Raw genomic sequence first — 25,384 nt, 5'->3', positions numbered from 1 at the left:
GGCGCGTTGGTAAACCCCTACTGTGGCAATTGCACCTGCGGCTTGGTTGCGGCAAAGATTGCCCAACTGGACACGAACAGCGCCGCGATCAATGGCCCGATCACGAAGCCGTTGAGCCCGAATACTGCCAGCCCACCCAGCGTCGACACCAGGATCAGGTAGTCCGGCATGCGCGTATCCTTGCCCACCAGAATCGGCCGCAGCACGTTATCTACCAGGCCAATCACCAGCACCCCGAACGCGGTCAGGATAATCCCCGGCAGTATCGCACCGGTCAGCAGGAAATACGCGGCCACCGGCGCCCAGACGATGCCCGCACCCACCGCCGGCAGCAGCGACAGAAACGCCATCAGCACCGCCCACACCAGTGCGCTGGGGATATCCAGCACCCAGAAAATGAACCCGCCCAGCGCCCCTTGGGTAATGGCCACCAATACGTTGCCTTTCACCGTCGCCCGCACCACACGGTTGAACTTCAGCTGCAAACGGCGCTTCTGATGCTCGGGCAGCGGTACGGCCTGCCTCACCCGGCGGGCCACTTCCGGGCCGTCGCGCAGAAAGAAGAACAGCAGGTACATCATGATGCCAAAGCTGACCACGAACTCGAACGTGCCTTGACCAAAGCTGAACGCCTGGCTGGCCAATACCTGGCTACCTTGGGTTGCCCACTTGGTGATCTTGTCACGCAACCCGTCGAGGTTGCCCATGCCCATGTTGTCCAGGCCATGCTGGGCGAATGCCGGGAGCAGGTCCTTGCCGTGCTCGACGTAACCGGCAATGTCCAGTTGCCCGCTTTCGATGCGCTGGTACAGCGTGGCGCCCTCCTGGACCAGCAGCGCGCTGGTGATGATCACCGGCAGGATCGCCACCAGCAGACATACCAGCGTGGTCGTGGCCGCGGCCAGGTTGCGTCGCCGCCCGAAGCGGATCAGCAGGTGGCGCTGCAGCGGGGCGAACAGGATGCCGAGGATCACCGCCCAGAAGATTGCGCCGTAATACGGCAACAGGATCCAGAAGAAGGCAATGGTCACCAGCGCCAGGAGTACTGCCAGGGCTTTGTTCTGTAACGCGGTTTCGTTCATTGCAGTTCCTCTCATGGCTTGTGAGAGATTAGTGCATGGCACTCGGGCAAAAGTGCCGCGCTCACTTGACGCAAATCAATACGCGCCTTGTCCATCGCCCCTAGCATCCCGGCCTTTTTGCCCCGGTGCGCACATGAACCTTACCGCCAAGCCCGAACTGCTGGCCCCCGCCGGCACCCTCAAGACCATGCGCTACGCCTTTGCCTACGGCGCCGACGCGGTCTACGCCGGCCAGCCGCGCTACAGCCTGCGGGTGCGCAACAACGAATTCGACCACGCCAACCTGGCGCTGGGCATCCAGGAGGCGCATGCCCTGGGCAAGCGCTTCTACGTAGTGGTCAACATCGCCCCGCACAACGCCAAGCTCAAGACCTTTCTCAAGGACCTGGCACCGGTCATCGACATGGCGCCGGACGCGCTGATCATGTCCGACCCTGGCCTGATCATGCTGGTACGCCAGCACTTCCCGCAGATGCCGGTGCACTTGTCGGTGCAGGCCAACACAGTCAACTGGGCCAGCGTGCAGTTCTGGCAGCAGTTGGGCCTGAGCCGGGTGATCCTGTCGCGCGAGCTGTCCCTGGAAGAGATCGAGGAAATCCGCCAGCAGGTACCGGGCATGGAGCTGGAGGTGTTCGTCCACGGCGCGCTGTGCATGGCCTACTCCGGCCGTTGCCTGCTGTCGGGCTACCTCAACAAGCGTGACGCCAACCAGGGTACCTGCACCAACGCCTGCCGCTGGAAGTACGACGCCACGCCGGCCACCGAGAACGCCACCGGCGACATCGTGCGCGAAGTGCAGCCCACCCTTGGCCTGGGCGCCCCTACCGAGCAGGTTTTCCTGCTGCAGGAAAGCAACCGCCCCGGCACCGAAATGCCGGCGTTCGAAGATGAACACGGTACCTACATCATGAACGCCAAGGACCTGCGCGCCATCCAGCACGTCGAGCGCCTGGCCGACATGGGCGTGCATTCGCTGAAGATCGAAGGCCGCACCAAGTCGCACTTCTATTGCGCCCGTGCCGTGCAGTCGTACCGCCAGGCGATCGACGACGCCATGGCCGGACGGCCGTTCGACCGCGCCTTGATGGGCAACCTCGAATCCCTCGCGCAACGCGGCTACACCGAAGGCTTCCTGCGCCGTCACGTGCATGATGAATACCAGAACTACCAACGCGGCAATTCGGTCTCGGAGCGCCAGCAGTTCGTCGGTGAACTGACCGGCGTGCGGGTCGAAGGCCTGGCCGAGGTAAAGGTGAAGAACCGCTTTGCCGTGGGTGACCACCTGGAGCTGATGACCCCGCGTGGCAACTACCACTTCGACCTGCACCGCCTGTGCAACCGCCAGCAGCAGGCCATCGACGTGGCGCCAGGCGACGGCCATGTGGTGTACCTGCCCATCCCGGAACAGGTCGCACTGGACCACGCCCTGCTGATGCGCGACCTGCGCGGCGACGAGGTGGCAAGCTGACAATGCTGTAATGTGCGCCTCAGCTGCCTGACAGGCGCCTTCAGCCAACATCGTGGCTCCCCCACAGAGGCCACGCCATGTTGCGCAACCCCACCCGCCGTACCTTTGTCAAAGGCCTGGGCGCCGCCAGCACACTGGCGGGCCTGGGGCTGTGGCGCCCGCTGGCCCAGGCCGCCGAAGGCCAGGACCTGGCCGGCCAGCACTTCGAGCTGTTCATCGGCCAGACCCCGGTCAATATCACCGGCCGCCCGCGCACCGCACTCACCCTCAACAACAGCCTGCCAGGCCCGTTGCTGCGCTGGCGCGAAGGCGACACCGTGACCCTGCGCGTGCGCAACCGCCTGGCCCAGGACACCTCGATCCACTGGCACGGCATCCTCCTGCCCGCCAACATGGACGGCGTACCAGGCCTGAGCTTCGCCGGTATCGAACCCGGCGGCGACTACCTGTACCAGTTCACCCTGCGCCAGAGCGGTACCTACTGGTACCACAGCCACTCTGGGCTGCAGGAACAGGCCGGGGTGTACGGGGCCATCGTGATCGAGCCACGCGAACCCGAACCGCATCGCTACCAGCGCGACCACGTGCTGCTGTTCAGCGACTGGTCGGACCAGGCGCCGGAACAGCTGATGGCCACCCTGAAGAAACAGTCCGACGCGTACAACTACCACAAGCGCACGGTTGGCGACTTCATCGACGACGTGGCCGACAACGGCTGGAGCCCCACCGTCGCCGAGCGCACAGCCTGGGCGCGCATGCGCATGAGCCCTACCGACCTCGCCGATATCAGCGCCGCCACCTACACCTACCTGCTCAACGGCCAGCCGCCGGAGGGCAACTTCACCTGCCTGTGCCAGCCGGGCGAAACCGTGCGTCTGCGGCTGATCAACGCCTCGGCCATGACCTATTTCGATTTCCGTATACCCGGTCTGAAGCTGACGGTGATCGCCGCCGACGGTTTGCCGGTGAAGCCGGTGACCGTGGATGAGCTGCGCATTGCCGTGGCCGAAACCTATGACGTGCTGGTGACCGTGGGCGACCAACCTGCCTACACCCTGTTCGCCCAGAGCATGGACCGTACCGGCTTCGCCCGCGGCACCCTGGCCCGCGCCACCGGGCTGCAGGCCCCGGTGCCTGCACCCGACCCGCGCCCGGTGCTGAGCATGGACGACATGGGCCACGGCGGCATGGGCGCCATGGCGGGCATGGACCACAGCAACATGGCCGGCATGGACCACGCTGCCATGCCAGCCATGCAGCAACACCCGGCCAGCGAAACCGGCAACCCGCTGGTGGACATGCAGACCATGGCACCGCGCGCCAACCTGGCCGACCCCGGCATAGGCCTGCGCAACAATGGCCGCCGCGTGCTGACCTACGCCGACCTGCGCAGCCCCTACCCCGACCCGGACGGCCGCACGCCATCGCGCGACATCGAGCTGCACCTGACCGGCCACATGGAGCGTTTCGCCTGGTCGTTCGACGGCATCAAGTTCAGCGACGCCGCGCCGCTGCGCCTGACTTACGGCGAGCGGGTGCGCATCACTCTGGTCAACGACACCATGATGACCCACCCCATCCACCTGCACGGCATGTGGAGCGACCTGGAAGACGAGCACGGCCAGTTTCTGGTGCGCAAGCACACCGTCGACATCCCGCCCGGCAGCCGACGCTCCTACCGGGTGACTGCCGACGCCCTTGGCCGCTGGGCCTACCACTGCCACCTGCTCTACCACATGGAGACCGGCATGTTCCGCGAGGTACGCGTCGATGAATGACACCCGCAACCGCAGCGTCGTGGCAGGCGTGGCCCTGCTGACGCTGTTCGCCAGTGAACGTGTGCTGGCCGCTGGCATGGAGCACATGAACCATGGCCAGATGAACCATGAAAGCATGGGCCATGGCCCGGCTACGCCCAGCCCGCCGCGCACGCCCCTGCCTGCAATCACCGACGCCGACCGCCGCGCTGCCTTCCCGCCACTGCCAGGGCACCAGGTACACGACCGGGCGCTGAACGGGGCCGTGATCGTCGACAAGCTCGAATACCAGAACTTCGAGAGCAGCAGTGCCCTGAACTGGAACGCCACGGCCTGGGTCGGCGGCGATATCGACCGCCTGTGGCTGCGCACGGAAGGCGAGCGCGAGCAGGGCAAGACGCACAAGGCCGAACTGCAGGCGCTGTGGGGCCATGCCGTGAGCCCGTGGTGGGAGCTGGTGGCTGGCGTACGCCAGGACTTCAAGCCTGCCAGTGGCCAGGCCTGGGCCGCTTTCGGCATCCAGGGCACGCCGCTGTATGGCGTGGAGTTGCAGGCCACCGCCTACGCCGGCGAGCGGCAACAGACCGCGCTGCGTCTGGAAGCCGCTTACGCTATGCTGCTGACCAACCGCTGGATACTGGAACCAACCCTGGAAGCCAACCTCTACGGCCGCAACGACGCCGGGCGCGAGCAAGGCGCAGGGCTGGCCGACAGCGAGGTGGGCCTGCGCCTGCGCTACGAGATCACCCGTGGCTTCGCCCCCTATGTCGGGGTCAGTTTCAACCGCCTGCACGGCAAGCGTGCCGACCAGGCCCGCGAAGACGGCGAAGACCTGGGCCAGACCCGCCTGGTTGCCGGTGTCCGCCTGCGTTTCTAAAGGAGTGCTCCACCATGCTGCGCAAACACCTACTGCCCCTGGGCCTGCTGGCCATCACCGGCCTGGCCCAGGCCGCCGAGACCATCGACGTCTACCGCGACCCCAACTGCGGCTGCTGCAAGGCCTGGATCAGCCACCTGCGTGACAACGGTTTCGCCGTCAACGACCACGTCGAGCCGAACATGAGCGCGGTCAAGCAGCGCTTGGGCGTGGCGCCGCGCCTGGCGTCGTGCCACACCGGGGTGATCGACGGCAAGTTCGTCGAAGGCCATGTGCCGGCTGAGCAGGTGCGCCTGCTGGCCAAGCGCAACGACCTCAAAGGCCTGGCCGTGCCGGGCATGCCGATGGGCTCGCCCGGTATGGAAATGGGTGACCACAAGGATGCCTACCAGGTCATCGGGGTCACCCAGGATGGCCAGGAAACCGTAGTCGCCAACTACTGATGCTCAGCCTGTGGGCGCTGTTCCTCAGCGCCTTTGGCGCCGCCACCTTGCTGCCGCTGCAATCGGAGGCCGTGCTGGTCGGCCTTTTGCTGCGCCAGCCCGAGGCCTGGGCGACACTGCTGCTGGTGGCCTCCCTGGGCAATGTGCTGGGTTCGGTCGTGAACTGGCTGCTGGGCCGCGCCGTCGAGCACCTGCGCGACAAACGCTGGTTCCCGTTCAGCGCTGCCCAACTGCAGCGCGCGCAGCAGCGTTACCAGCGCTGGGGGCAGTGGTCGTTGCTGCTCAGCTGGATGCCGGTGATCGGCGACCCGCTGACGTTGATCGCGGGCATCATGCGCGAGCCGTTCTGGCGCTTCCTGCTGCTGGTGACAATTGCCAAGGCAGGCCGCTATGCAGTGCTGGTGATGATTACCCTGGGCTGGTTTCACGCCTGGTAACACCTTTCACGATCCCGTCGCACGCCTGGCTGCTAAAGTCGCCTATTCCTACACGGCCCTACACGGAGTGCCCCCATGCTGCGCGCAACCGCCCTGGCCCTGGCCTGCCTTGTCGGCAGCCCGGCCATCGCCGCCGAGCCACCTACCTACGGTCCCCAGCTCGAAGGCTTCAGCTACCCGCACCCGCTCAAGCACTTTGACTTCAAGTCTCAGGGCCAGGCCCTGCAGATGGGCTATATGGACGTCCCCCCACAAGGCCAGGCCAACGGCCACAGCGTGGTGCTGATGCACGGCAAGAACTTCTGCGCCGCCACCTGGGAAACCACCATCGACGCGCTAAGCAAGGCCGGTTACCGGGTCATCGCCCCCGACCAGGTTGGCTTCTGCACTTCCAGCAAGCCCGCGCATTACCAGTACAGCTTCCAGCAGTTGGCCGACAACACCCATGCCTTGCTCGAACAGCTGGGTATCAGGCAAGCCATCGTGCTAGGGCATTCCACGGGCGGCATGCTCGCCACCCGCTATGCGCTGATGTACCCGCAGCAGGTGGAACGCCTGGCCATGGTCAACCCGATTGGCCTGGAAGACTGGAAAGCCCTGGGCGTGCCCTATCGTACGGTCGACCAGTGGTATGCCCGCGAGCTCAAGCTGGATGCCGAGGGGGTGCGCGAGTATGAGCGCAAGACCTACTACGCCGGGCGCTGGAAGCCGGAGTACGAGCGCTGGGTACAGATGCTGGTGGGCCTGAACAAGGGGCCGGGGCATGAAGCGGTGGCGTGGAACTCGGCGCTGATCTACGACATGATTTTCACCCAACCGGTGTACCACGAGTTCAAGGACCTGCAAATGCCGACCTTGCTGCTGATCGGCGACAAGGACACCACGGCCATTGGCAGCGATATCGCACCGCCGGAGGTAAAGGCGAAGCTGGGCAAGTATGAAGTGCTTGGCCCGCAGGTTGCCAAGCTGATCCCCAAAGGTGAACTGATCACGTTCGAAGGCATGGGGCATGCGCCGCAGATCGAAGAACCGCTGCGGTTCAACCGTACCCTGGTCGAGTGGCTGGCCAAGTGAAACGGGGGCCGCTTTGCGGCCCCCAGCACTCATCAGCCAAACCGCTGTAGTTGCATCTCCCGCAACCGGCTCAAGGTTCGCTGGTACGGGAATGCCAGATACCCCTGCGTATACAGTTCTTCCAGCGGCACCTCGGCCTCCAGGTACAGTGCCACACGGCGGTCGTAGCACTCATCGACCAGGGCGATAAAGCGGCGTACCGCATCGTCCTTGGGCGACAGCGCCGGCAGCTCACGGTCGCCTGCCACCACCCGCGCCGCACCATCTTCAGTGCCACGCGCAATGCGACCGGCCTGCTGCTTACCGCCCAGCGCCGGAATACCCGACACCAGGATGGCCGGAAAACGGTCGCAAAGTGCCATGAATTCCATGGCCGCCAGCGGTTGTTCGCACAGGTCGATGAAGCGGCACCAGATAGCCTGCTCGCTGCGCCGCACGACCTGCACCTGCCTGGAGCCGATAACCAAGGGCTGATCAGTACCCGTGTGATCCGGGCTGAGCTGGCAGAACACCTCGCCCAGCCTGCTGGCCTGCCCTGCCGCTGCCACCCAGTAGCGCTGCCGCTCCGCACCGGGGTGCAGGCGGTGGTCCTGCTCGCCCGTCACCGGCAGTACCTGCATGTTCCGCTCAATGGCGGCGATGGCCGGCAGGAACCGCTCGCGGTTGAAACCGTCGCGGTACAGATGTTCGGGTGGCTGGTTGGAGGTGGCGACAATCACCACGTCCTGGTCGAACAGCACCTGGAACAGGCGGCCGAGGATGATCGCGTCGCCAATGTCGTTGACGAACAGTTCGTCGAAGCACAACACGCGGATCTGCCCGGCCAGCTCCCGGGCCAACGCCAGCAGCGGGTCGGCGGTGCCATTGAGCTGGAACAGGCGCTGGTGGACCCAGGCCATGAAGTGATGAAAGTGCTGGCGCCGACTGGGTATGCACAGGCAGCGGTGGAACTGGTCCATCAGCCAGGTCTTGCCCCGGCCGACCGGGCCCCAGAGGTAGATGCCCTGGGTGGGGAGGCCCTGCTCAAGGGACTGGAAGCAAGCTTGCAGGGCCTCGACGGCACGGGCCTGGGCTGGGTCGGCGACGTAGCCCTGAGTGCTCAGGGCATGCTGGTAAAGGGATTGGGGAGTGATGGCCATGGCCGCATTCTACACAGGTCCCTGTAGGAGCGGCCTTGCGTCGCGATGGGCCGCAGAGCGGCCCCAACAATCTATGCAGCAACGCTGAAATCCTGGGGCCGCTGCGCGGCCCATCGCGGCACAAGGCCGCTCCTACAGGGACCGCGTCAGTCGGCCAGGCCTACCTTCAGCAATGCGCCGTCCTTGTCATCGGTCAGCACATAGATGTAGCCGTCCGGCCCAACCCGCACATCGCGGATACGCGCCTTCAAGTCACCCAGCAAACGCTCCTCATGCACCACCTTGTCGCCCTTCAGCTGCAAACGGATCAGCTCCTGTGTCGCCAGCGCACCAATGAACAGGTTGTGGTCCCAGGCCTTGAATGTCGGGCTGTCGTAGAACGCCATGCCGCTGATGCCTGGCGACTTCTCCCACACATGGTGCGGGTCGACCATGCCGTCCACATGCTTGCCCTTGGCCTCGGGGATCGGCAGCAGCGAGTAGTTGATGCCATGGGTCGCAATCGGCCAGCCGTAGTTCTTGCCGGGCTCGGGGATGTTGATTTCGTCACCGCCGCGCGGGCCGTGCTCGTGGGTCCACAGCTTGCCGGTCCAGGGGTTCAGCGCGGCACCTTGCTGGTTGCGGTGGCCGAACGACCAGATCTCTGGCCGCACGTTGTCCTTGCCGACGAAGGGGTTGTCCTTGGGCACTTCGCCATCCGGCAAGATGCGCACGATCTTGCCTTGCAGCTTGTCCAGGTCCTGGGCCGTAGGGCGCTGGTTGTTCTCGCCCAAGGCGATGAACAGGTAGCCGTCGCGGTCGAACACCAGGCGCGAGCCGAAGTGGTTGCCCACCGACAGCTTGGGCTGCTGGCGGAAAATCACGCTGAAGTTATCCAGCCGGGCGCGGTCTTCGGACAACTGGCCACGGCCGACGGCGGTGCCGGCCTTGCCGTCACTGCCCTCCTCTGCGAAGGACAGATACACGGTACGGTCCTTGTCGAACTCCGGCGACAACACCACATCCAGCAGGCCGCCCTGGCCCTCGGACCACACCTTGGGCACGCCGCTGATCGGCGGGCCGACCTTGCCTTCAGCGTTGACCACCCGCAGGTTGCCAGCGCGCTCGGTTACCAGCATGTCCTTGCCGCCCGGCAGAAACGCCAGGGCCCAAGGGTTGCGCAAGCCGTCCGCCAGGGTGCTGACGGTCAACGTGCCTTCTTCGCTGCGAAACTGTTGCTCTGCCGCCGCCTGTGCCAGCAGGGGCATGAGTGCAGCAGCAGTCAGGGTGGCTAGCCAGGTTGCTCTGGGCATGCAGGATTCCTTTCGTATGGGCTCACGGCGCACGCGTGCTGTCGCGGGGCGGCCGGGTCGGTTCCAGGTTTGGGGTTTGTTGCTGCCGACGCAGGTTGTCGCCGTTGCCGATGCCGCGGTTGTCCAGGCTGGGCGTGCGCTGGTACGGGTCGGTGGACGGGCCGCGCACCGGGGGCGTTGCCGGCATGCTGCCCTGGCGGCTGTTGGGGTTGGCGCGCTGGATCGGGCTGTTGTAGGGGTTGTTGTTACCGGCCGCAAGCTGCAAAGGCTGCTGCAAGGCCGCGTGCGCGGGCAGGCACAAAGCCAGGCCGAGGGCCAGGATGGGCAATGTTGGGGTCATGCTTCACCTCCTGTACGAAAATGCCGCGCCTGGTGGGTTTGATAGCCTAAGGCGCGAGGGGTTCGAGACAAAAGCGTGAATTTGGGCGGAGATGATTCCTGATGTTTCAGTATGTGCTCGTGGGGCTGCTTTGCAGTCTATTGCGACGCAAGGCCCTGTAGGAGCAGCCTTGTGCTGCGAATGGGCCGCAAAGCGGCCCCGGATCACTGGCTCTTGTCTACCCTGTGCCGCGCCGCATACAGGCACAGCATCTCCATCGCCAAAGTCGCCCCCGCCAGCGCTGTGATATCGGCATGGTCATAAGCCGGCGCCACCTCCACCAGGTCCATGCCCACCAGGTTGATCCCCCGCAGCCCGCCAAGAATCTCCAGCGCCTGCACCGTGCTCAACCCGCCACACACCGGCGTACCGGTGCCAGGCGCATAGGCCGGGTCGAGGCAGTCGATGTCGAAGGTCAGGTACACCGGCCGCTCACCTACACGCTGGCGAATCGCCGCAATCACCGCCTCGGTGCCCTGACGGTGCACCTGGCGTGCGTCGAGGATGGCAAAGCCCTGGCTGTCGTCATTGGTGGTACGCAGGCCAATCTGCACCGAGCAGGCCGGGTCCACCAGGCCCTCACGGGCGGCATGCCAGAACATGGTGCCATGGTCGATACGCTTGCCCTCCTCGTCCGGCCAGGTGTCGCTGTGGGCATCGAAGTGGATCAGCGCCAGCGGGCCATGCCGACGGGCGTGGGCCTTGAGCAACGGGTAGCTGATGAAGTGGTCGCCACCGAGGGTAAGCATGGCGCAGCCCGCTTCAAGGATATGCGCGGCATGGGCCTCGATACTGTCTGGCACCGACTGCGGCGTGCCATTGTCGAAAGCGCAGTCGCCATAGTCGATCACTGCCAAGTGGTCGAACGGGTCGAACGCCCACGGCCAGTGCCGGGCCCAGGCCTGCTGCACCGAGGCGGCGCGAATCGCCCGTGGGCCAAAACGCGCGCCTGGACGGTTGCTGGTGGCGGTATCGAACGGCACTCCGCTGACCACCACATCCACACCGCGCAAATCGCGGCTGTAGCGGCGGCGGGAGAAACTGGTAATGCCGGCGTAGGTACTTTCTGCGGCAGTGCCATACAGGCTGTCGCGGGTCATCGCCTGGTCGTTGCTTGCGGCTTGCTCCATGGTCGGGCTCCTTGGTTGTGATCAGTCACTGGCGCGTGCGAAAGGCCGTCCACAGGCGGTTGCGCTGGCGCAGGTCGGCCAGGGCCATGCTGCGGTCGGCGAACAGGCGCTGACGCACTTCGGCAGGCGGATAGATGTCCGGGTCGTTACGCACCGCCTCGTCCACCAACGGCGTGGCGGCCTGGTTGGCGTTGGCGAAGAACAGTGTGTTGGTCAGCGCAGCCACCGACTCGGGCTTGAGCATGAAGGCGATGAACGCCCGCGCAGCTTCGGGGTGCGGGGCGTCCTTGGGGATGACCAGGTTGTCCTGCCACACCAGCGTGCCTTCGCGCGGAATGCGGTAGATCAGCTCGAAAGGCTTGTTGGCACGACGGGCCTGGTCGGCCGCCATCGCTGCATCGCCGTTGTAGGTCAGCGCCAGGCACACGCTACCGTTGGCCAGGTCGCTGATCTGCCGGCCATTGGCGACGTAGCTGATCGAGGGTTGCAGCTGGCTCAGCAGCTGCTGCGCGGCGGCCAGGTCATCCTTGTCCTGGCTGTAAGGGTCCTTGCCCAGGTAGTTCAGGGCCACGCCAATCACTTCCTGCGGCGAATCGGGCATGGCGATGCCACAGTCCTTCAACCGGCTGGCGTATTCGGGTTTGAACAGCAGGTCGAGGCTGTCCAGCGGCACGTCGCCCAAGCGCTGGCGCACGGCCTGCACATTCACCCCAAGGCCCAGCGTACCCCAGGTGTACGGCACGGCATGGCGGTTGCCGGGGTCGGCCTCGGCCAGCTTGGCCAGCAGGTCTTTGTCGAGGTTGCTGTAGCCGGGCATGGCCTGGGGGTCGAGCGCTTGCAGGGCATTGGCCTTGAGTGCCCGGGCCAGCACGGTCGACGATGGCACCACCACATCGTAACCACTACCACCGGTGAGCAGCTTGGTCTCCAGCACCTCGGTGGTGTCGAAGGTGTCGTACCGCACCTTGTAGCCGGTTTCCTGTTCGAAACGCTGGAGGGTTTGCGGGGCGACGTAATCGGCCCAGCTGTAGAGGTTGACGACCTTTTCTTCGGCCTGCAGCGGCAGGGCCAGAAACAGGGACAACAGGCACAATGATCGACGCATGACGGACACCTCGGCAAATGGGTGGATGCCGCGAGCATGCCAGCCGGGTTACATTGCAGGAATTGCAAGTTTGCAAAGCTGACATTCATCAGGAGCAATGTAATGCTCGGACAAGTGCACGATACCGACCTGCACCTGCTGCGGCTGTTCGTCACTGTAGTCGAGGCCGGGGGCTTCAGCGCCGCGCAAGGCGTGCTGGGCCTGAGCCAGCCCACCATCAGCCAGCGCATGGCGCAGCTGGAAACACGCCTGGGCTACCGCCTGTGCAGACGAGGCAAGGGTGGCTTTCACCTGACGGAGAAAGGCGCGTTGCTGCTGGATGCAGCGCGTGAGCTGCTGCTGAACATCGAGCAGTTTCGCCAGCAGGCCAACGGTGTTGCCGGACGGTTGCTGGGGACCGTGCGCATCGGCATGGCAGAAAACCAGGACAAGGCAGTGAGCCTGAAACTGGCGGCGGCCATCGCGGCGTTCCGCACACGGGAGGAATCAGTGCAGCTGGAGCTGATCAGTGCACCGCCGGCGGAGCTGGAGCGGTTGTTGCTGGAGCAGCGGCTGGATTACGCCATCAGCTACTTTTCCGGCAACCAGGCGGCCTTTGATTACCAGCCATTGTTCGAGGAACGGCAACGGCTGTATTGCGGCAAGGGGCATGTGCTGTTCGGCGAATCGGGTATTGAGCTTGAGCGGTTGCTGGAGATGGACCAGGTGCGCCATCCATACCGGTTTCTCAAAGGCGGTGAGCCGTTCCAGAGCCGGCACAGCATGGCTGTAGCGGAGCAGATCGAGAGCGTGCTGACGTTCATTCTGTCGGGGCGGCATATGGGTTACCTGCCCTGCCACTGCGCGCACGCCTGGGAGGCGGAAGGGTTGTTGTGGGCGTTGAACCCAGGGCTGGATTTTGTGGTGCCATTTACCCTGGCCCGGCATCGGGCACAGGTGACGGGTGAAGCGCAACAGGCGTTTGCCGAGGATTTGCTCGTAGCGTTTACCTGATGCGCTCCTACAAGGGCCGGGCACGCCTTGGAGAAGGGTTAGTAAGCCATGCTCCAGGTCAGGGTGTAGGTGCGCCCGCGCCCTTGGTAGTCATACAGGTACGCCGGGCCGTAGGTCGGCGAATAGAACAGCGTCGCGCGTTGGCCCCAGACCGTGCTGTACTGCTTGTCCAGCAGGTTCTGGATGCCGGCACTGAAGGTGCCGAAGCCGGTGTCCTGGCTGCCCAGCAGGTCGAAGGTGGTGTAACCGTCGATCTCGTGGTCGGCATCGTCTTTCAGGCTGAACGCATGGTTGGCCTGCAGCCGCGCACTGCGGCCATCGCCCTTCCAGCCAACGAATGCAGTGGCCTTGGACAAGGATGCATAGCGGGCATCACGCTTGTTCCAGCCGCCGTCGGCAGCCTCTTCCTCGGAGCGGGTCAGGTGCAGGGTACCGCCCGCTTCCCAGCCTGTCTGGAAGTGCCGGGTCAGCGCACCTTCAAAGCCGAAGTCGCGGCTCTTCTGCTCTTCCACGTTGATCGTCAGCGTTTGCGAATCGACGTTGATGATCTTGTCCGACCAGATGTAGTACAACGCCGCCTGGGCATCCCAGTCCAGGTCGGCATAGCGCCAGCCCAGTTCCACCTGGCGGCTCTTGATGCCGGCCAGCGGGTTGTCGGCCACGCTCAGGCCCGGCTTGCCGTAGTACTTGGCAGGGTCTGGCAGGTCGAAGCCTTCGCCATAGTTGCTCCATACCTGGTGGCCGTTCTTGAAGTCGTAGATGGCGCCTACGTTGAACAGGTTGACCTGATAATCGTTGCTGCCGCCCGGCACGCCCTTGAAGTCGCTGACGTCGACGTCCATCTGCTGGCGACGGGCACCGCCGGAGAACGTCAGGTTGTCGGTGGCATGCCAGTCCAGCTGGGCGTACACCGACACGCCATCGACCCGGTAGCTGGGGTAGCGGGGTGCCTTGCTGTCCTTTTCCAACTCAAGGCCGCCCGACTCGGACGAGGTCAAGGCGTTGAACGTGGTCTGCTCGGCGTTGAAGCGCTCGCGGTCAAGGTCAACGCCGTAGGTCAGCTTCAACGTGTCCCACTGCTTGGCGAGCAGGCCCTTGAGGCTGGTGACCTCGAAGTTTTGCTGCGAGGCAGCAAAATACACCCCGCGCGAGCCGGTGGGCGTGGCGCGGTTGTAGTACGGGAACGGGTAGAAGTTGTCGTCTTCCTTGCGGTACGAGGCCTGCAGGTAGAAATCCTGGCCCAGCACGTCGCTGTGGTGGTAATTGGCGTTCAGCAACAGGCGCCGGGTACGCGGCTCCAGGTCCGACGAATAACCGCTGCGCAGCTCGGCGTCTTCCAGGTCGGATGGCGCGTTGTAGTTGAGGTTGGGGAAGTAGATGCCCGTGCTGCCGTGGTTGCCCGAATCGTAGTACTGGGCCAACAGGTCGAGGCTCTGCTGGTCGTTCAACTGCAAGCCCAGGGTGCCGAGCACGTCGATGGTGCGGTTGTATTGCAGGTCGGTCTGGGTGTTGTCGATGAAGATCTGGTCGCCGGCACCGTCGTAGAAGGCTTCGTTCTGCTCGCCGGAAATACCCAGGCGGGCATTGACCCGCTCGTTGCCGCCACTGATCGACTGGGCAAAGCGGGTGGCCAAATCATCGCTGTTGTTGAACCCGCTGCTGGCACCGAGCTGGGTCTCGAAACGCGCCGGGCCGGGTTCGCCCTTTTTGGTCACGATGTTGATGATACCGCCGGTGGCCCCGCCGCCGTAGATGGCGCTGGCGCCAGACAGCACTTCGACACGCTCGACGTTGAACGGTGAAATGCTGTCGAACTGGCGCGACAGGCCGCGCGAGCTGTTCTGGCTGACCCCGTCGATCATCACCAGCACGTTGCGCCCGCGCATGTTCTGGCCATAGTTGGTGCGCCCTTCCGGCGCCAGGTCCAGGCCAGGTACCAGCTTGCCGATGGCTTCCTTCAGGCTGACGCCGCTGTCGATCTGCTCACGCAGCTGCTGCTGGTCGACCACCCAGACAGTACCGGGGATTTCACTGATTGCGGTGCTGGTGCGCGAGGCCACGCTGACTTCGATCGGCTTCAGGTTAACCGCCTGGGGCGCTGCCTGGGCCTTGCGCAGGGTTACGGTGCGCGCGTCGCTGAAGTGCCAGCTCATGCCGCTGCCGGCCAGCAACTGCTGCAGGGCCTGCTCGACGCTGTAGCTGCCGTGCATGGCCGGGCTGGCAAAGCCTGCTGCATCTCCTGTGGTGTACAGCAAGTGCAGGCCGGCCTGGTCGGCAAAGGTGGTCAGGGCCTGGTCCAGCGGCTGCGCTGGCAGGTCGAGCTGGACTTGGCGAGCCTGCATCTGGGCCTGTTCGGCGGTAGTCGCGGCTAACACATGCAGGGGGCCGACCAGCATGGCCAGGGCACTGCAGGACACCAGGGCGTGGTGAAAAGAACCGCGACGGCGGTGCAAGGGCTTGAGCATCAGAGGCACGAATGAGCTTCCTGACAAGTCGTAAATGAGAATGGGTTGCTGATCAGTCCCACTACGACGATCTGGCTTGCAGGAACTTGCAGTGCCAACTGGAAAATATTTTTATTTGTGTGCCGGCCTCTTCGCAGCACAAGGCTGCTCCTACAGGAATCGCACATGCCTGTAGGAGCAGCCTTGTGCTGCGAAGAGGCCGGCACAGGCTGATCAATGAACCACAGCCAACCACGGCAGATAGGTAACCTTCAGCCCATACCGCTGCTCAAGCGTGCGCAGCAGTGCTTCAGGCTCGTCAAGGTCAAACACCCCGCTCACCTCCATCGCCGCCAGCTTGCTATCAGACAGCACGATGCGCCCATGCCGGTAACGCTCAAGCTCCGTCAGCACCTGCCCCAGCGGCTTGCCGTTGAAGATCAGCTTGCCGCGCTGCCAGGCCATCTGCGCACCGGCATCGGCGGCCACCGCCAGTTCATGTTCGCCGACCTTGGCTTCACCGCGTGCCAACACCACGCGGCCATCGCGACGCACGCTGAAGGTGGCGGCACCGCCCTGCACCCGCTCGCCTGCCGTATCGACCACAAACGGCCGCGGATCATCCGTGGTCTCGAACAGGGCCTCACCGGCAGCCAGCACCACCCGGCGTTCGTGCTCACTGAACACTACACTCAGCGCACTGGCGCTGTTCAGCGTCACCCGCGTGCCGTCCGCCAGGGTAATCACCTGCCGTTCACCCACAGCGGTGTGGTAGTCGGCCAACAACACCGGTGCCTGCTGCCAACCCGCCACAGCGGCGACCAGCAACACCACGGAGGCCGCCACACCGGCCTGCTTGAGCCAGTCGCGGCAATGGCGCAGGGCCTGGCCGATATATTTGGCCACCATGCTCTCGGAAACCCCCAGCCGCTGTGCAATCTGCGCCTGGGTCATGCCTTCGACGCGGTTCAGCAACAACGCCTGGCGGGCATTGTCGGGCAGTTTCAGCAGCGCATCGTCAAGGATTTGCAGGCGCTCCCGGGCCAGCAACATCGCCTCGGGCGCTGGCGCCGGGCAGGCCAGTTCACCGGTCCCGTCACAGTCGTCATGGCTGGCAGCCAGGCGCTGCTCGCGGCGCAAGGCATCAATTGCCAGGTTACCGGCCACGCGGAAGATGAAGCTGCGGGCGTGCAGCACCGGCACCGCCTGGGCATCGACTTTCACCAGCTTCAGGTAGGTTTCCTGCGCCACGTCCGCAGCGCGCTGGCGGTCGCTCATGCGCCGGGTCAGAAACTGCAACAGGTCGTCGTAATGCTCCTGGAAAGTCGCCAGCAGGCCCGACACGGGTGACGTCAGCATGGGTTTGGGAACAGCCAGTGGGATGAGTTATCGGGCGTTAATGAGAAACAGTATCTTTCATCTGCAAGGACACTTTCAACGCCGACGCGCATTTGCCACACTGACTACTCGCCCACTCCGGCAAGGTCGCCCTCAATGACTGCCCGCCTGTACCGCTGTACCCGCCTGTTTCTCGTCCTGCTGATGGCTTATGGCCTGGGCGCTTGCGCGCTATTCCAGCCACGCGACCCGGTCAACATCAGCGTGATCGGCATCGAGCCGCTGCCCGGGCAGGAACTGGAACTGCGCATGGCGGTGAAAATGCGCGTGCAAAACCCTAACGAGTCGCCGATCGACTACAACGGCATTGCCCTGAACCTGGAAGTGAACGGCCAGCCGCTGGCCGCCGGGGTCAGCGACCAGCAGGGGCATATTGGCCGCTATGACGAAGCGGTGATCGTGGTGCCGGTGAGCATCACGGCGTTTTCCTTCCTGCGCCAGGCCTATGGGCTGGGCACGGTGGACTCGCTGAAGGGTTTGCCCTACAAGCTACGCGGCAAGCTGGCAGGCGGGTTGCTGGGGACCGTGCGCTTTACTGACGAGGGCAAGCTGGACCTGCCCAAAGGCGCGAACTGGTAAGCGCCCGCCAGGGGTAATCAGCGGCTGGCGCTGGCAGCGGCCATCAGCTTGTTGACTTCGCTGCGCACCATGCTGGCGTATTCGGGCGGCGACATGGCGTCCAGTTCGGCGCGCACCCACTCGGCCCATTTACCCTTGCGCCGGGGCTTTTCGGCGATCAGCCGGGCCGCATCGCCCTTGGCCTTGCCCAGGCTGCTCTGCCACATCTCGAACAGCCGCGCCTTCTCTGCCTCGATCTGCGCCCGTTCCTCGAAGCTCATGTTGGCCAGATTGAAACTCATGAAGGTACCTGCAGGTTTGAAAATGGCCGCTATCTTACACCCAGGTAACGCAACATCGGAAAGCCGCCGCAACTTTCCCGACGCAGCGGCATCCATTGTTCACACCACCCCATCAACGAGGACGAGTTCATGGCCCGTAAAAACGCCACACTGGCGGACAGCGATCAAATCAAGGACCAGGTATTCAGCGAACTGCAATCGCTGATCGAAGAATCGGAAAAACTGCTGAACGACAGTGCCACCCTGGTGGGCGAAGAAGCAGAAACCCTGCGAGCGCAGGTCAGCCTGAAACTGAAACAGGCGCGCCAGGCCGCTGGCACTATGCGCGACAAAGCGCAACCGGTGGTGGACGCCACCCAGGACTACATCGGCGGCCACCCTTGGCAGACCGTCGCCATTTCCGCCGGCCTGGGGCTGGTGGTGGGCCTGCTGCTGGGGCGGCGCAACTGAAGCCTGGGCCGCCTGGTGCGAATCAGGCGGCCAGCGCTTGCGGGATACCGCTGTGGAAGCGCAGTTCCTGGTCCGGGGACTGGATCAGCTCCATTTCTGCAGCGCGCACTAGTTCAATCCGGCGGGCGATGTCCGCCTCATCACCGTAGTTGTGCGCCAGTTTCAGGTAGCCCTGGTAATGGCGCGCTTCGCTTTTCAGCAGGCCGTGATAGAAGCGGCCCAATTCTTCGTCCAGGTGCGGCACCAGCGCGGCAAAGCGCTCGCAACTGCGCGCCTCGATGAACGCCCCCACCACCAGCGTGTCCACCAGCTTGACCGGCTCATGGGCGCGCACCAGGCGGCGCAGCCCCGAGGCATAGCGGCCCGCCGACACCGGCCGCAGAGGCACGCCACGGCGCTTCATCAGGCGCAGCACCTGTTCGTGGTGCACCAGCTCCTCGCGGGCCAGGCGCGACATCATGTTGATCAGGTCGAGGTGGGTGTTGTACTTGGCCATCAGGCTCAAGGCGGTGCTCGCGGCCTTGAATTCGCAGTTCTTGTGGTCGATCAGCAGGGTTTCCTGGTCGGCGAGCGCCGCTTCGATCCAGGCGTCTGGCGTCGGGCAGCCGAGGAAGGCATCGATTTCGGGGATCAGGGACATAAGCGTGCAACCACACAGAACAGGCAGGGCTGGCGATTATACCGGCGGCGGCGGGCGGCGCCAGTGACTATGCTTGTTGATGTACATCAAGCGCCAGCGGCGGGCGCGCCGTCTATAGTCAGGCATCGGTCGCCACCTTTGAAGGGAGCTAACGCCCATGCAAGCCGTCCGCAGCATCCTCGTCGTCCTCGACCCCGAGCACGCCCACAGCCGGGCGCTGACCCGGGCCAAGCTGATCGCCGGCGTCACCGGCGCACGCCTGCACCTGCTGATGTGCGACAAGAAGCATGACCACACTGCACTGCTTAGCCTGCTGAGTAGCCAATTGCACGATGACGGGTACGACAACGTCACCCATGAGGAGGCCTGGCGCGACAACCTGCACGACACCATCATCTATGTGCAGCAGGCCGAGGGCTGCGAGCTGGTGATCAAGGAACACCGCCCGGACAACCCGCTGAAAAAAGCCCTGCTCACCCCCAGTGACTGGAAGCTGCTGCGCCAGTGCCCGTGTGCCGTGCTGATGGTCAAGAGCGAACGGCCGTGGACCGGTGGCAAGATTCTGGCCGCGGTGGACGTAGGCAACCAGGACGAAGACCATCGCCGCCTGCATGCCAGCATCATCGACCATGGCTTCGAGATTGCCAAACTGGCCAAGGGCGAACTGCATGTCATCAGCGCCCATCCGTCGCCAATGCTGTCGGCCTCCGATCCGACATACCAGCTGAGCGAGACCATCGAGCAGCGCTACCGCGATGCGTGCAAGGCGTTCCAGGCTGAATATGGCATCAGCGACGATTGCCTGCATGTGGCTGAAGGGCCGGCGGATGTGCTGATCCCCTTTACCGAGAAGAAGCTTGATGCGGTGGTGACGGTGATCGGCACCGTGTGCCGCAAGGGGATTTCCGGGGCGTTGATTGGCAATACCTCGGAGGTGGTGCTGGATGCCCTTGAGGGGGATGTGCTGGTGCTCAAGAGCGAGGAAGCCATCGCCCACCAGGCCGAATTAGCCCGCGGCTGACGCAAGGTCCACAATTGGCGCGGTCCCTGTAGGGACCGCGCCAATCCGCTACGGCATAGCCTCCAGCACCTTCGGGTCCAGCCCCTCTCCTGCATTGGCCTCGATCCATTCTGCCAGCTGCCGGCGCATGGCCGGCGTCCAGAAGCTTTGCAAATGCTGGCGCACCCCCTGCACCGCCAGCGCCCGGTCTGGTTCGCTGTCGAAGTAATGGGCAATCTGGTTGGCCATCTTGACCAGGTTGTCGCTGCTCATCGGCGCACCTCGGCTTGCTCCGCTGTACGGCGTTCCTTCAGCAAGCGCCGCTGTTCGTCACTGAAGTCCTGATAGCGCTTTTGCCATTGCGATGGCTGGAACACTTTCACCACTTCCACTGCCGTCACCTTGTACTCCGGGCAGTTGGTGGCCCAGTCGGAGTTGTCGGTGGTGATCACGTTGGCCCCCGACTCGGGGAAGTGGAACGTGGTGTACACCACCCCCGGCGCTACCCGCGCACTGACCTTCGCACGCAGCACGGTCTGCCCGGCGCGGCTGCCGATGCCCACCCAGTCACCGTCCTGGATGCCTCGGCTTTCAGCATCGGTCGGGTGGATTTCCAGGCGGTCGGCGTCATGCCAGGCGACGTTGCCGGTACGCCGGGTTTGGGCGCCGACGTTGTACTGGCTGAGGATGCGACCGGTGGTGAGCAGCAACGGGTAACGGTTGTTGACCTTTTCGTCGGTGGGCACATAGCCGGTGAGCATGAACCGGCCCTTGCCACGCACGAACTGGTCGATGTGCATGGTCGGCGTGCCGTCGGGCGCGGCGTCGTTGCACGGCCACTGCAGGCTGCCATGGCGGTCGATTTCGGCGTAGCTGACGCGGCGGAAAGTCGGGGTCAGGCGGGCAATCTCGTCCATGATCTCGGACGGGTGGCGGTAGTTCATCGGGTAGCCCAAGGCGTTGGCCAGGGCTACGGTCCCTTCCCAGTCGGCTTTGCCGGCTAGCGGCTCCATCACCTTGCGCACCCGTGAAATGCGCCGCTCGGCATTGGTGAAGGTGCCGTCCTTTTCCAGGAACGAGCTGCCCGGCAGGAACACATGGGCGAATTTGGCCGTTTCGTTGAGGAAGATGTCCTGCACCACCACACATTCCATGGCGTGCAAGGCCGCCGTGACGTGCTGGGTGTTGGGGTCGCTCTGGGCGATATCCTCGCCCTGGCAATAAAGGGCCTTGAAGCTGCCGTCCAGCGCCGCCTCGAACATGTTGGGGATGCGCAGGCCCGGGTCGGGCTGCAAGGTCACGCCCCAGGCGCGCTCGAACTCGGCGCGCACACCCTCGTTGGAAATATGCCGATAGCCGGGCAGTTCGTGGGGGAACGAGCCCATGTCGCACGAACCCTGCACGTTGTTCTGCCCACGCAGCGGGTTCACCCCTACCCCTTCACGGCCGATATTGCCGGTGGCCATGGCCAGGTTGGCGATGCCCATCACCGCAGTGCTGCCCTGGCTGTGCTCGGTCACGCCCAGGCCGTAGTAGATGGCCGCGTTGCCACCGGTGGCATACAGGCGCGCCGCGGCGCGGATCTGCTCGGCGGGCACGCCACACACCGGGCCCAGCACCTCGGGGGCGTTGTCTGCCTGGCTGACGAAGTCGCGCCAGCGGGCAAAGTCTTCGGTTTCGCAGCGGGCATCGATGAAACGCTGGGCCAGCAGGCCCTCGGTGACGATCACGTGGGCCAGGGCATTGAGCATGGCCACGTTGGTACCCGGGCGCAATTGCAGGTGCAGTTCGGCGCGGGCGTGCGGCGAGTCGACCAGGTCGATGCGCCGTGGGTCGATCACGATCAGCCGCGCACCCTGGCGCAGGCGGCGCTTGAGCTGCGAGCCGAACACCGGGTGAGCGTCGGTGGGGTTGGCGCCAATCACCAGCACCACGTCGGCCTGCATCACCGAATCGAAGCTTTGCGTGCCGGCCGATTCACCCAGGGTCTGTTTCAGGCCATAGCCGGTGGGCGAGTGGCACACCCGCGCGCAGGTATCGACGTTGTTGTTGCCGAACGCCGTGCGTACCAGTTTTTGCACCAGGTAGGCTTCTTCGTTGGTGCAGCGGCTGGAGGTGATGCCACCGATGGAATCGCGCCCGTACTTGAGCTGGATGCGGCGGAACTCGCTGGCAGCGTAGGTTACCGCTTCGTCCCAGCTCACTTCCTGCCACGGGTCTTCCAGGCGCTTGCGGATCATCGGCTTGGTAATGCGGTCCGGGTGGGTGGCGTAGCCCCAGGCAAAGCGGCCCTTGACGCAGGCATGGCCGTGGTTGGCGCCGCCGTTCTTGTCCGGGACCATGCGCACTAGCTGGTCGCCTTTCATTTCGGCGCGGAACGAACAACCGACACCGCAGTAGGCGCAGGTCGTGATCACCGAACGCTCGGGCTGGCCAAGCTGTACCAGGCTCTTTTCCGTCAGCGTCGCTGTTGGGCAGGCCTGTACGCAGGCGCCGCACGACACGCATTCGGAAGCGAGGAAGTTATCGCCGCCCGCTGCCGCCACCCGCGACTCGAAACCGCGGCCGGTGATGGTCAGGGCGAAGGTGCCCTGGATGTCTTCGCAGGCGCGCACGCAGCGGCTGCAAACGATGCACTTGCTGGGCTCGTAATCGAAATACGGGTTGGATACGTCCTTTTTCTCGGCCAGGTGGTTGGCGCCGTCGTAGCCGTAGCGCACCTCGCGCAGGCCCACCTGGCCGGCAACGGTCTGCAGCTCGCAGTTGCCGTTGGCCGAGCACGTCAGGCAGTCCAGCGGGTGGTCGGAAATGTACAACTCCATCACGTTGCGGCGCAGGCCGGCCAGGCGTGGCGTTTCGGTACGCACCACCATGCCTTCGCTGACCGGCGTGGTGCAGGACGCCGGGTAGCCGCGCATGCCGTCGATTTCCACCATGCACATGCGGCATGAGCCGAAGGCTTCGAGGCTATCGGTGGCACACAGTTTGGGGATGCTGGTGCCGAGCATGGCCGCGGCGCGCATCACCGAGGTGCCGGCAGGCACGCTGATGGCACGGCCGTCGATGCTCAGGCTGACCTGCACGTCGCTGTCACGGGCCGGGGTACCGAGGTCGCTGCTTTTATCAGAAGCGGGGTCGAAGAAATTGATCACTGCGCGGCCTCCGTGGTGGTAAGCCCAAAATCGGCGGGGAAGTACTTGAGGGCGCTAGCCACCGGGTAGGCAGTCATGCCGCCCATGGCGCACAGCGAGCCGTACTGCATGGTGTCGCACAGGTCGCGCAGCAACAGGGCCTGGTCGTGGCGCTCGGTGAAATCAGTCGTTGCGATCAACCGGTCGACCACTTCCATGCCCCGCGTGGAGCCGATGCGGCACGGGGTACACTTGCCGCAGGATTCTTCGGCGCAGAACTGCAGGGCGAAGCGCGCCATGCTGGCCATGTTCAGGGTATCGTCGGCCACCACCACACCGCCGTGGCCAAGCATCGCGCCCATGGCGGCGAAGGCTTCATAGTCCAGCGGGGTGTCGAAGTGGCTGGGGGGTACCCAGGCGCCGAGCGGGCCGCCGACCTGCGCAGCCTTCAGCGGCCGGCCACTGGCCGTACCACCGCCATAACCCTCCACCAGCTCGCGCAGGGTCAGGCCGAAGGCACGTTCCACCAGTCCCCCCTGGCGGATGTTGCCGGCCAGCTGGAACGGCATGGTGCCCAGCGAGCGGCCCATGCCGAAATCGCGATAGAACGCCGCGCCCTTGGCCAGGATGGTGGGCACCGAAGCCAGGGTAAGCACGTTGTGCACCAGCGTGGGCAGGCCGAACAGGCCTTGCAGCGCGGGCAGTGGCGGCTTGGCCCGGACGATGCCGCGCTTGCCTTCGATGGATTCGAGCAGCGCAGTTTCTTCGCCGCAGATGTAGGCGCCGGCACCCACCCGCACTTCAAGGTCGAACGCCTGGCCGCTGCCGGCAATGTCAGTGCCGAGGAAGCCGGCCTCACGTGCAATGGTCAAGGCCTGGCCCAGCACGCGAATGGCATCCGGGTATTCCGAGCGCACATAGATGTAGCCCTTGTCGGCCCCCACGGCAAGGCCGGCAATGATCATGCCTTCGATCAGCAGGAAGGGGTCGCCTTCCATCAGCATGCGGTCGGCGAACGTGCCAGAGTCGCCCTCGTCGGCGTTGCATACCACGTACTTCTGCCCAGCGCCGGCGTCCCGCACGGTGCGCCACTTGATACCGGCAGGGAACGCCGCACCGCCACGGCCACGCAGGCCGGAGTCGAGCACGGCCGCGACCACTTCGGCACCGTTCAGGGCCACGGCCGCTTCAAGGCCGGCGAAACCGCCATGGGCGCGATAGTCGTCCAGCGACAATGGGCGGGTGATGCCGGCGCGGGCGAACAGCAACCGCTGCTGGCTTTTCAGGTAAGGGATTTCTTCGACCAGCCCCAACGCCAGCGAGTGGCCACCTGGCTCACCGGCCAGGGCATCGAGCAAAGCGGGCACGTCTTGCGCAGTAACCGGGCCGAAACCCAGGCGCCCTTGCGCACTGTCGCACTCGATCAGCGGCTCCAGCCAGTACAGCCCGCGAGAGCTGGTGCGCTGGATATCCAGCGGCAACTGGCGGCGCTCGGCCTCGCGCTGCAAGGCATCGGCAACCTGGTCGGCCCCTACGGCACGGGCCACCGAATCGCCCGGGATGTAGAGCTTCAGCATGCTGCGTCCTCCCGGCAAGCGGTCACCAGAGCGCGCAGGCGCTCAGGGGTAAGCCGCGCGTGCACCTGGCCGTCCAGCTCCAGCGCTGGCGAGCAGGCACAGGCGCCCAGGCAGTAAACAGGGCGCAGGCTGATGGCACCGTCGGCGCTGGTGCCATGGTCGTCCAGTGCAAGCTGATCACGCAGTTGCGCGGCCAGGGCCTCGGCGCCACGGCTCTGGCACGATTCGGCGCGGCACAGGCGCAAGGTGTGGCGCGCCGGTGGCGAGGTACGAAAGTCGTGGTAGAAGCTGATCACCCCGCGCACTTCAGCCAGGCTGAGGTTCAGGGCATGGGCAATTTCGGGGACAGCAGCGTCGGGGATGAAACCGATGTCGTGCTGGATGGCATGCAGGATAGGCAACAAGGCACCGGGTGCGTCCTTGTCGCGAGCCAGAATGCGCTGGATCACGGGCAGGTGGAGCAATTCATCAGGCATACAGCGGACCTCGGCATCACGGACCCCGCCTGAATTGTTGTGGGGGCAGGTATCCGGCGTGTTCTGCTGCGGCGCGTCGGCCACGTCACGGTTGCGCGGCGCCGACGGCCTCCTCGCCCACGGCCGCGCATCTGCGCACGCTGGTCCGAAGGCATCCTGCAAGCATGGCACTTGTGGGGCCAGGGGGTTGCGTGCGAACGACCAGGCGCATCCTGAAACCGACGCCAAGGGC

General features: G+C 64.8%; 24 protein-coding genes. 10 read left to right on the top strand and 14 right to left on the bottom strand.

Translation table 11 applies throughout. The features are described from left to right. Positions 1-17: 17 nt before the first annotated feature. Complete coding sequence (locus tag ABI582_RS15395; protein WP_016500644.1) at positions 18-1,082, bottom strand: AI-2E family transporter; 1,065 nt, start codon at positions 1,080-1,082, stop codon at positions 18-20. Positions 1,083-1,215: 133 nt separating this feature from the next. Here ABI582_RS15395 and trhP point away from each other — a divergent pair, with 133 nt between their 5' ends. From trhP to ABI582_RS15365, 6 genes are all read left to right on the top strand, one after another. Beyond that, on the top strand, positions 1,216-2,550 hold the full coding sequence (gene trhP / locus ABI582_RS15390; RefSeq protein ID WP_442119609.1) for a prephenate-dependent tRNA uridine(34) hydroxylase TrhP: 1,335 nt from the start codon (positions 1,216-1,218) through the stop codon (positions 2,548-2,550). A gap of 80 nt (positions 2,551-2,630) precedes the next feature. Beyond that, positions 2,631-4,328, top strand: a complete 1,698-nt coding sequence (locus ABI582_RS15385) for a copper resistance system multicopper oxidase (RefSeq protein ID WP_442119630.1) — start codon at positions 2,631-2,633, stop codon at positions 4,326-4,328. Beyond that, the gene (locus tag ABI582_RS15380; protein ID WP_442119608.1) at positions 4,321-5,184 is read left to right on the top strand and encodes a copper resistance protein B; all 864 of its coding nucleotides are present in this window, start codon (positions 4,321-4,323) and stop codon (positions 5,182-5,184) included. The genes ABI582_RS15385 and ABI582_RS15380 overlap by 8 nt, the downstream gene beginning before the upstream one ends. A 14-nt stretch (positions 5,185-5,198) precedes the next feature. Further along, positions 5,199-5,627: a DUF411 domain-containing protein gene (locus ABI582_RS15375; protein ID WP_338746695.1), complete on the top strand. Its 429-nt coding sequence runs from the start codon at positions 5,199-5,201 to the stop codon at positions 5,625-5,627. Then, complete coding sequence (locus ABI582_RS15370; protein ID WP_442119607.1) at positions 5,627-6,064, top strand: YqaA family protein; 438 nt, start codon at positions 5,627-5,629, stop codon at positions 6,062-6,064. The genes ABI582_RS15375 and ABI582_RS15370 overlap by 1 nt, the downstream gene beginning before the upstream one ends. Before the next feature lie 75 nt (positions 6,065-6,139). Continuing rightward, the gene (locus ABI582_RS15365) at positions 6,140-7,138 is read left to right on the top strand and encodes an alpha/beta fold hydrolase (RefSeq protein WP_442119606.1); all 999 of its coding nucleotides are present in this window, start codon (positions 6,140-6,142) and stop codon (positions 7,136-7,138) included. 32 nt (positions 7,139-7,170) lie between these two features. Here ABI582_RS15365 and zapE read toward each other — a convergent pair whose 3' ends face one another. From zapE to ABI582_RS15340, 5 genes are all read right to left on the bottom strand, one after another. Continuing rightward, positions 7,171-8,277, bottom strand: coding sequence for a cell division protein ZapE (zapE, locus tag ABI582_RS15360; RefSeq protein ID WP_442119605.1), 1,107 nt, complete (start codon positions 8,275-8,277; stop codon positions 7,171-7,173). A gap of 146 nt (positions 8,278-8,423) precedes the next feature. After that, complete coding sequence (locus ABI582_RS15355; protein ID WP_442119604.1) at positions 8,424-9,569, bottom strand: PQQ-dependent sugar dehydrogenase; 1,146 nt, start codon at positions 9,567-9,569, stop codon at positions 8,424-8,426. 22 nt (positions 9,570-9,591) lie between these two features. After that, on the bottom strand, positions 9,592-9,909 hold the full coding sequence (locus ABI582_RS15350) for a hypothetical protein (protein ID WP_442119603.1): 318 nt from the start codon (positions 9,907-9,909) through the stop codon (positions 9,592-9,594). A gap of 203 nt (positions 9,910-10,112) precedes the next feature. After that, entirely contained in the window at positions 10,113-11,078 is a 966-nt protein-coding gene (gene speB / locus ABI582_RS15345) for an agmatinase (RefSeq protein ID WP_258656059.1), read from the bottom strand. A gap of 25 nt (positions 11,079-11,103) precedes the next feature. Further along, complete coding sequence (locus ABI582_RS15340) at positions 11,104-12,183, bottom strand: polyamine ABC transporter substrate-binding protein (protein WP_442119602.1); 1,080 nt, start codon at positions 12,181-12,183, stop codon at positions 11,104-11,106. A gap of 102 nt (positions 12,184-12,285) precedes the next feature. On the opposite strand from ABI582_RS15340, the gene ABI582_RS15335 reads away from it, so the two are divergent. Then, on the top strand, positions 12,286-13,176 hold the full coding sequence (locus tag ABI582_RS15335; RefSeq protein WP_442119601.1) for a LysR family transcriptional regulator: 891 nt from the start codon (positions 12,286-12,288) through the stop codon (positions 13,174-13,176). 38 nt (positions 13,177-13,214) lie between these two features. Here ABI582_RS15335 and ABI582_RS15330 read toward each other — a convergent pair whose 3' ends face one another. Both ABI582_RS15330 and ABI582_RS15325 read right to left on the bottom strand, forming a co-directional pair. Then, positions 13,215-15,641, bottom strand: a complete 2,427-nt coding sequence (locus ABI582_RS15330; protein WP_442119629.1) for a TonB-dependent receptor — start codon at positions 15,639-15,641, stop codon at positions 13,215-13,217. Between the two features lie 213 nt (positions 15,642-15,854). Further along, a complete protein-coding gene (locus tag ABI582_RS15325) occupies positions 15,855-16,979 on the bottom strand; it encodes a sigma-70 family RNA polymerase sigma factor (protein ID WP_442119600.1) in 1,125 nt (374 codons plus the stop codon). 135 nt (positions 16,980-17,114) lie between these two features. Between ABI582_RS15325 and ABI582_RS15320 the strand changes: the two genes are divergently transcribed. Then, on the top strand, positions 17,115-17,597 hold the full coding sequence (locus ABI582_RS15320; RefSeq protein ID WP_442119599.1) for an LEA type 2 family protein: 483 nt from the start codon (positions 17,115-17,117) through the stop codon (positions 17,595-17,597). A 17-nt stretch (positions 17,598-17,614) separates the two neighbouring features. Here ABI582_RS15320 and ABI582_RS15315 read toward each other — a convergent pair whose 3' ends face one another. Then, the gene (locus tag ABI582_RS15315; RefSeq protein ID WP_338746684.1) at positions 17,615-17,878 is read right to left on the bottom strand and encodes a hypothetical protein; all 264 of its coding nucleotides are present in this window, start codon (positions 17,876-17,878) and stop codon (positions 17,615-17,617) included. A gap of 129 nt (positions 17,879-18,007) precedes the next feature. On the opposite strand from ABI582_RS15315, the gene ABI582_RS15310 reads away from it, so the two are divergent. Further along, the gene (locus ABI582_RS15310; RefSeq protein WP_442119598.1) at positions 18,008-18,328 is read left to right on the top strand and encodes a DUF883 family protein; all 321 of its coding nucleotides are present in this window, start codon (positions 18,008-18,010) and stop codon (positions 18,326-18,328) included. A 22-nt stretch (positions 18,329-18,350) separates the two neighbouring features. Here ABI582_RS15310 and ABI582_RS15305 read toward each other — a convergent pair whose 3' ends face one another. Then, a complete protein-coding gene (locus tag ABI582_RS15305) occupies positions 18,351-18,968 on the bottom strand; it encodes a tRNA-(ms[2]io[6]A)-hydroxylase (protein WP_016500662.1) in 618 nt (205 codons plus the stop codon). A gap of 157 nt (positions 18,969-19,125) precedes the next feature. Here ABI582_RS15305 and ABI582_RS15300 point away from each other — a divergent pair, with 157 nt between their 5' ends. Continuing rightward, positions 19,126-19,989, top strand: coding sequence for a universal stress protein (locus ABI582_RS15300; RefSeq protein ID WP_442119597.1), 864 nt, complete (start codon positions 19,126-19,128; stop codon positions 19,987-19,989). A 48-nt stretch (positions 19,990-20,037) separates the two neighbouring features. Here ABI582_RS15300 and ABI582_RS15295 read toward each other — a convergent pair whose 3' ends face one another. The 4 genes from ABI582_RS15295 to ABI582_RS15280 are packed head-to-tail and all read right to left on the bottom strand — an operon-like array spanning position 20,038 to position 25,152. Further along, the gene (locus ABI582_RS15295; protein ID WP_019473176.1) at positions 20,038-20,241 is read right to left on the bottom strand and encodes a formate dehydrogenase subunit delta; all 204 of its coding nucleotides are present in this window, start codon (positions 20,239-20,241) and stop codon (positions 20,038-20,040) included. Continuing rightward, a complete protein-coding gene (gene fdhF / locus ABI582_RS15290; RefSeq protein ID WP_442119596.1) occupies positions 20,238-23,120 on the bottom strand; it encodes a formate dehydrogenase subunit alpha in 2,883 nt (960 codons plus the stop codon). The genes ABI582_RS15295 and fdhF overlap by 4 nt, the downstream gene beginning before the upstream one ends. Continuing rightward, the gene (locus ABI582_RS15285) at positions 23,117-24,676 is read right to left on the bottom strand and encodes a formate dehydrogenase beta subunit (protein ID WP_442119595.1); all 1,560 of its coding nucleotides are present in this window, start codon (positions 24,674-24,676) and stop codon (positions 23,117-23,119) included. Before ABI582_RS15285 ends, fdhF begins: the two co-directional genes overlap by 4 nt. Then, positions 24,670-25,152, bottom strand: coding sequence for a formate dehydrogenase subunit gamma (locus tag ABI582_RS15280; RefSeq protein WP_442119594.1), 483 nt, complete (start codon positions 25,150-25,152; stop codon positions 24,670-24,672). The genes ABI582_RS15285 and ABI582_RS15280 overlap by 7 nt, the downstream gene beginning before the upstream one ends. Positions 25,153-25,384: the final 232 nt, after the last annotated feature.

Source organism: Pseudomonas sp. SAS7 (assembly GCF_052112345.1).
GTDB classification, from domain to species: Bacteria; Pseudomonadota; Gammaproteobacteria; order Pseudomonadales; family Pseudomonadaceae; genus Aquipseudomonas; species Aquipseudomonas putida_Q.
Note: the sequence above shows the minus strand (reverse complement) of the source record. Positions and strands in the feature narration are given on the sequence as shown.

Excerpts from the sequence above, each read along its gene's own strand:
- ABI582_RS15395 (WP_016500644.1), bottom strand. The coding sequence starts at position 1,082 with ATGAACGAAACCGCGTTACAGAACAAAGCCCTGGCAGTACTCCTGGCG.
- trhP (WP_442119609.1), top strand. The coding sequence starts at position 1,216 with ATGAACCTTACCGCCAAGCCCGAACTGCTGGCCCCCGCCGGCACCCTC.
- ABI582_RS15380 (WP_442119608.1), top strand. The coding sequence starts at position 4,321 with ATGAATGACACCCGCAACCGCAGCGTCGTGGCAGGCGTGGCCCTGCTG.
- ABI582_RS15375 (WP_338746695.1), top strand. The coding sequence starts at position 5,199 with ATGCTGCGCAAACACCTACTGCCCCTGGGCCTGCTGGCCATCACCGGC.
- ABI582_RS15370 (WP_442119607.1), top strand. The coding sequence starts at position 5,627 with ATGCTCAGCCTGTGGGCGCTGTTCCTCAGCGCCTTTGGCGCCGCCACC.
- ABI582_RS15365 (WP_442119606.1), top strand. The coding sequence starts at position 6,140 with ATGCTGCGCGCAACCGCCCTGGCCCTGGCCTGCCTTGTCGGCAGCCCG.
- zapE (WP_442119605.1), bottom strand. The coding sequence starts at position 8,277 with ATGGCCATCACTCCCCAATCCCTTTACCAGCATGCCCTGAGCACTCAG.
- ABI582_RS15355 (WP_442119604.1), bottom strand. The coding sequence starts at position 9,569 with ATGCCCAGAGCAACCTGGCTAGCCACCCTGACTGCTGCTGCACTCATG.
- ABI582_RS15350 (WP_442119603.1), bottom strand. The coding sequence starts at position 9,909 with ATGACCCCAACATTGCCCATCCTGGCCCTCGGCCTGGCTTTGTGCCTG.
- speB (WP_258656059.1), bottom strand. The coding sequence starts at position 11,078 with ATGGAGCAAGCCGCAAGCAACGACCAGGCGATGACCCGCGACAGCCTG.
- ABI582_RS15340 (WP_442119602.1), bottom strand. The coding sequence starts at position 12,183 with ATGCGTCGATCATTGTGCCTGTTGTCCCTGTTTCTGGCCCTGCCGCTG.
- ABI582_RS15335 (WP_442119601.1), top strand. The coding sequence starts at position 12,286 with ATGCTCGGACAAGTGCACGATACCGACCTGCACCTGCTGCGGCTGTTC.
- ABI582_RS15330 (WP_442119629.1), bottom strand. The coding sequence starts at position 15,641 with ATGCTCAAGCCCTTGCACCGCCGTCGCGGTTCTTTTCACCACGCCCTG.
- ABI582_RS15325 (WP_442119600.1), bottom strand. The coding sequence starts at position 16,979 with ATGCTGACGTCACCCGTGTCGGGCCTGCTGGCGACTTTCCAGGAGCAT.
- ABI582_RS15320 (WP_442119599.1), top strand. The coding sequence starts at position 17,115 with ATGACTGCCCGCCTGTACCGCTGTACCCGCCTGTTTCTCGTCCTGCTG.
- ABI582_RS15315 (WP_338746684.1), bottom strand. The coding sequence starts at position 17,878 with ATGAGTTTCAATCTGGCCAACATGAGCTTCGAGGAACGGGCGCAGATC.
- ABI582_RS15310 (WP_442119598.1), top strand. The coding sequence starts at position 18,008 with ATGGCCCGTAAAAACGCCACACTGGCGGACAGCGATCAAATCAAGGAC.
- ABI582_RS15305 (WP_016500662.1), bottom strand. The coding sequence starts at position 18,968 with ATGTCCCTGATCCCCGAAATCGATGCCTTCCTCGGCTGCCCGACGCCA.
- ABI582_RS15300 (WP_442119597.1), top strand. The coding sequence starts at position 19,126 with ATGCAAGCCGTCCGCAGCATCCTCGTCGTCCTCGACCCCGAGCACGCC.
- ABI582_RS15295 (WP_019473176.1), bottom strand. The coding sequence starts at position 20,241 with ATGAGCAGCGACAACCTGGTCAAGATGGCCAACCAGATTGCCCATTAC.
- ABI582_RS15285 (WP_442119595.1), bottom strand. The coding sequence starts at position 24,676 with ATGCTGAAGCTCTACATCCCGGGCGATTCGGTGGCCCGTGCCGTAGGG.
- ABI582_RS15280 (WP_442119594.1), bottom strand. The coding sequence starts at position 25,152 with ATGCCTGATGAATTGCTCCACCTGCCCGTGATCCAGCGCATTCTGGCT.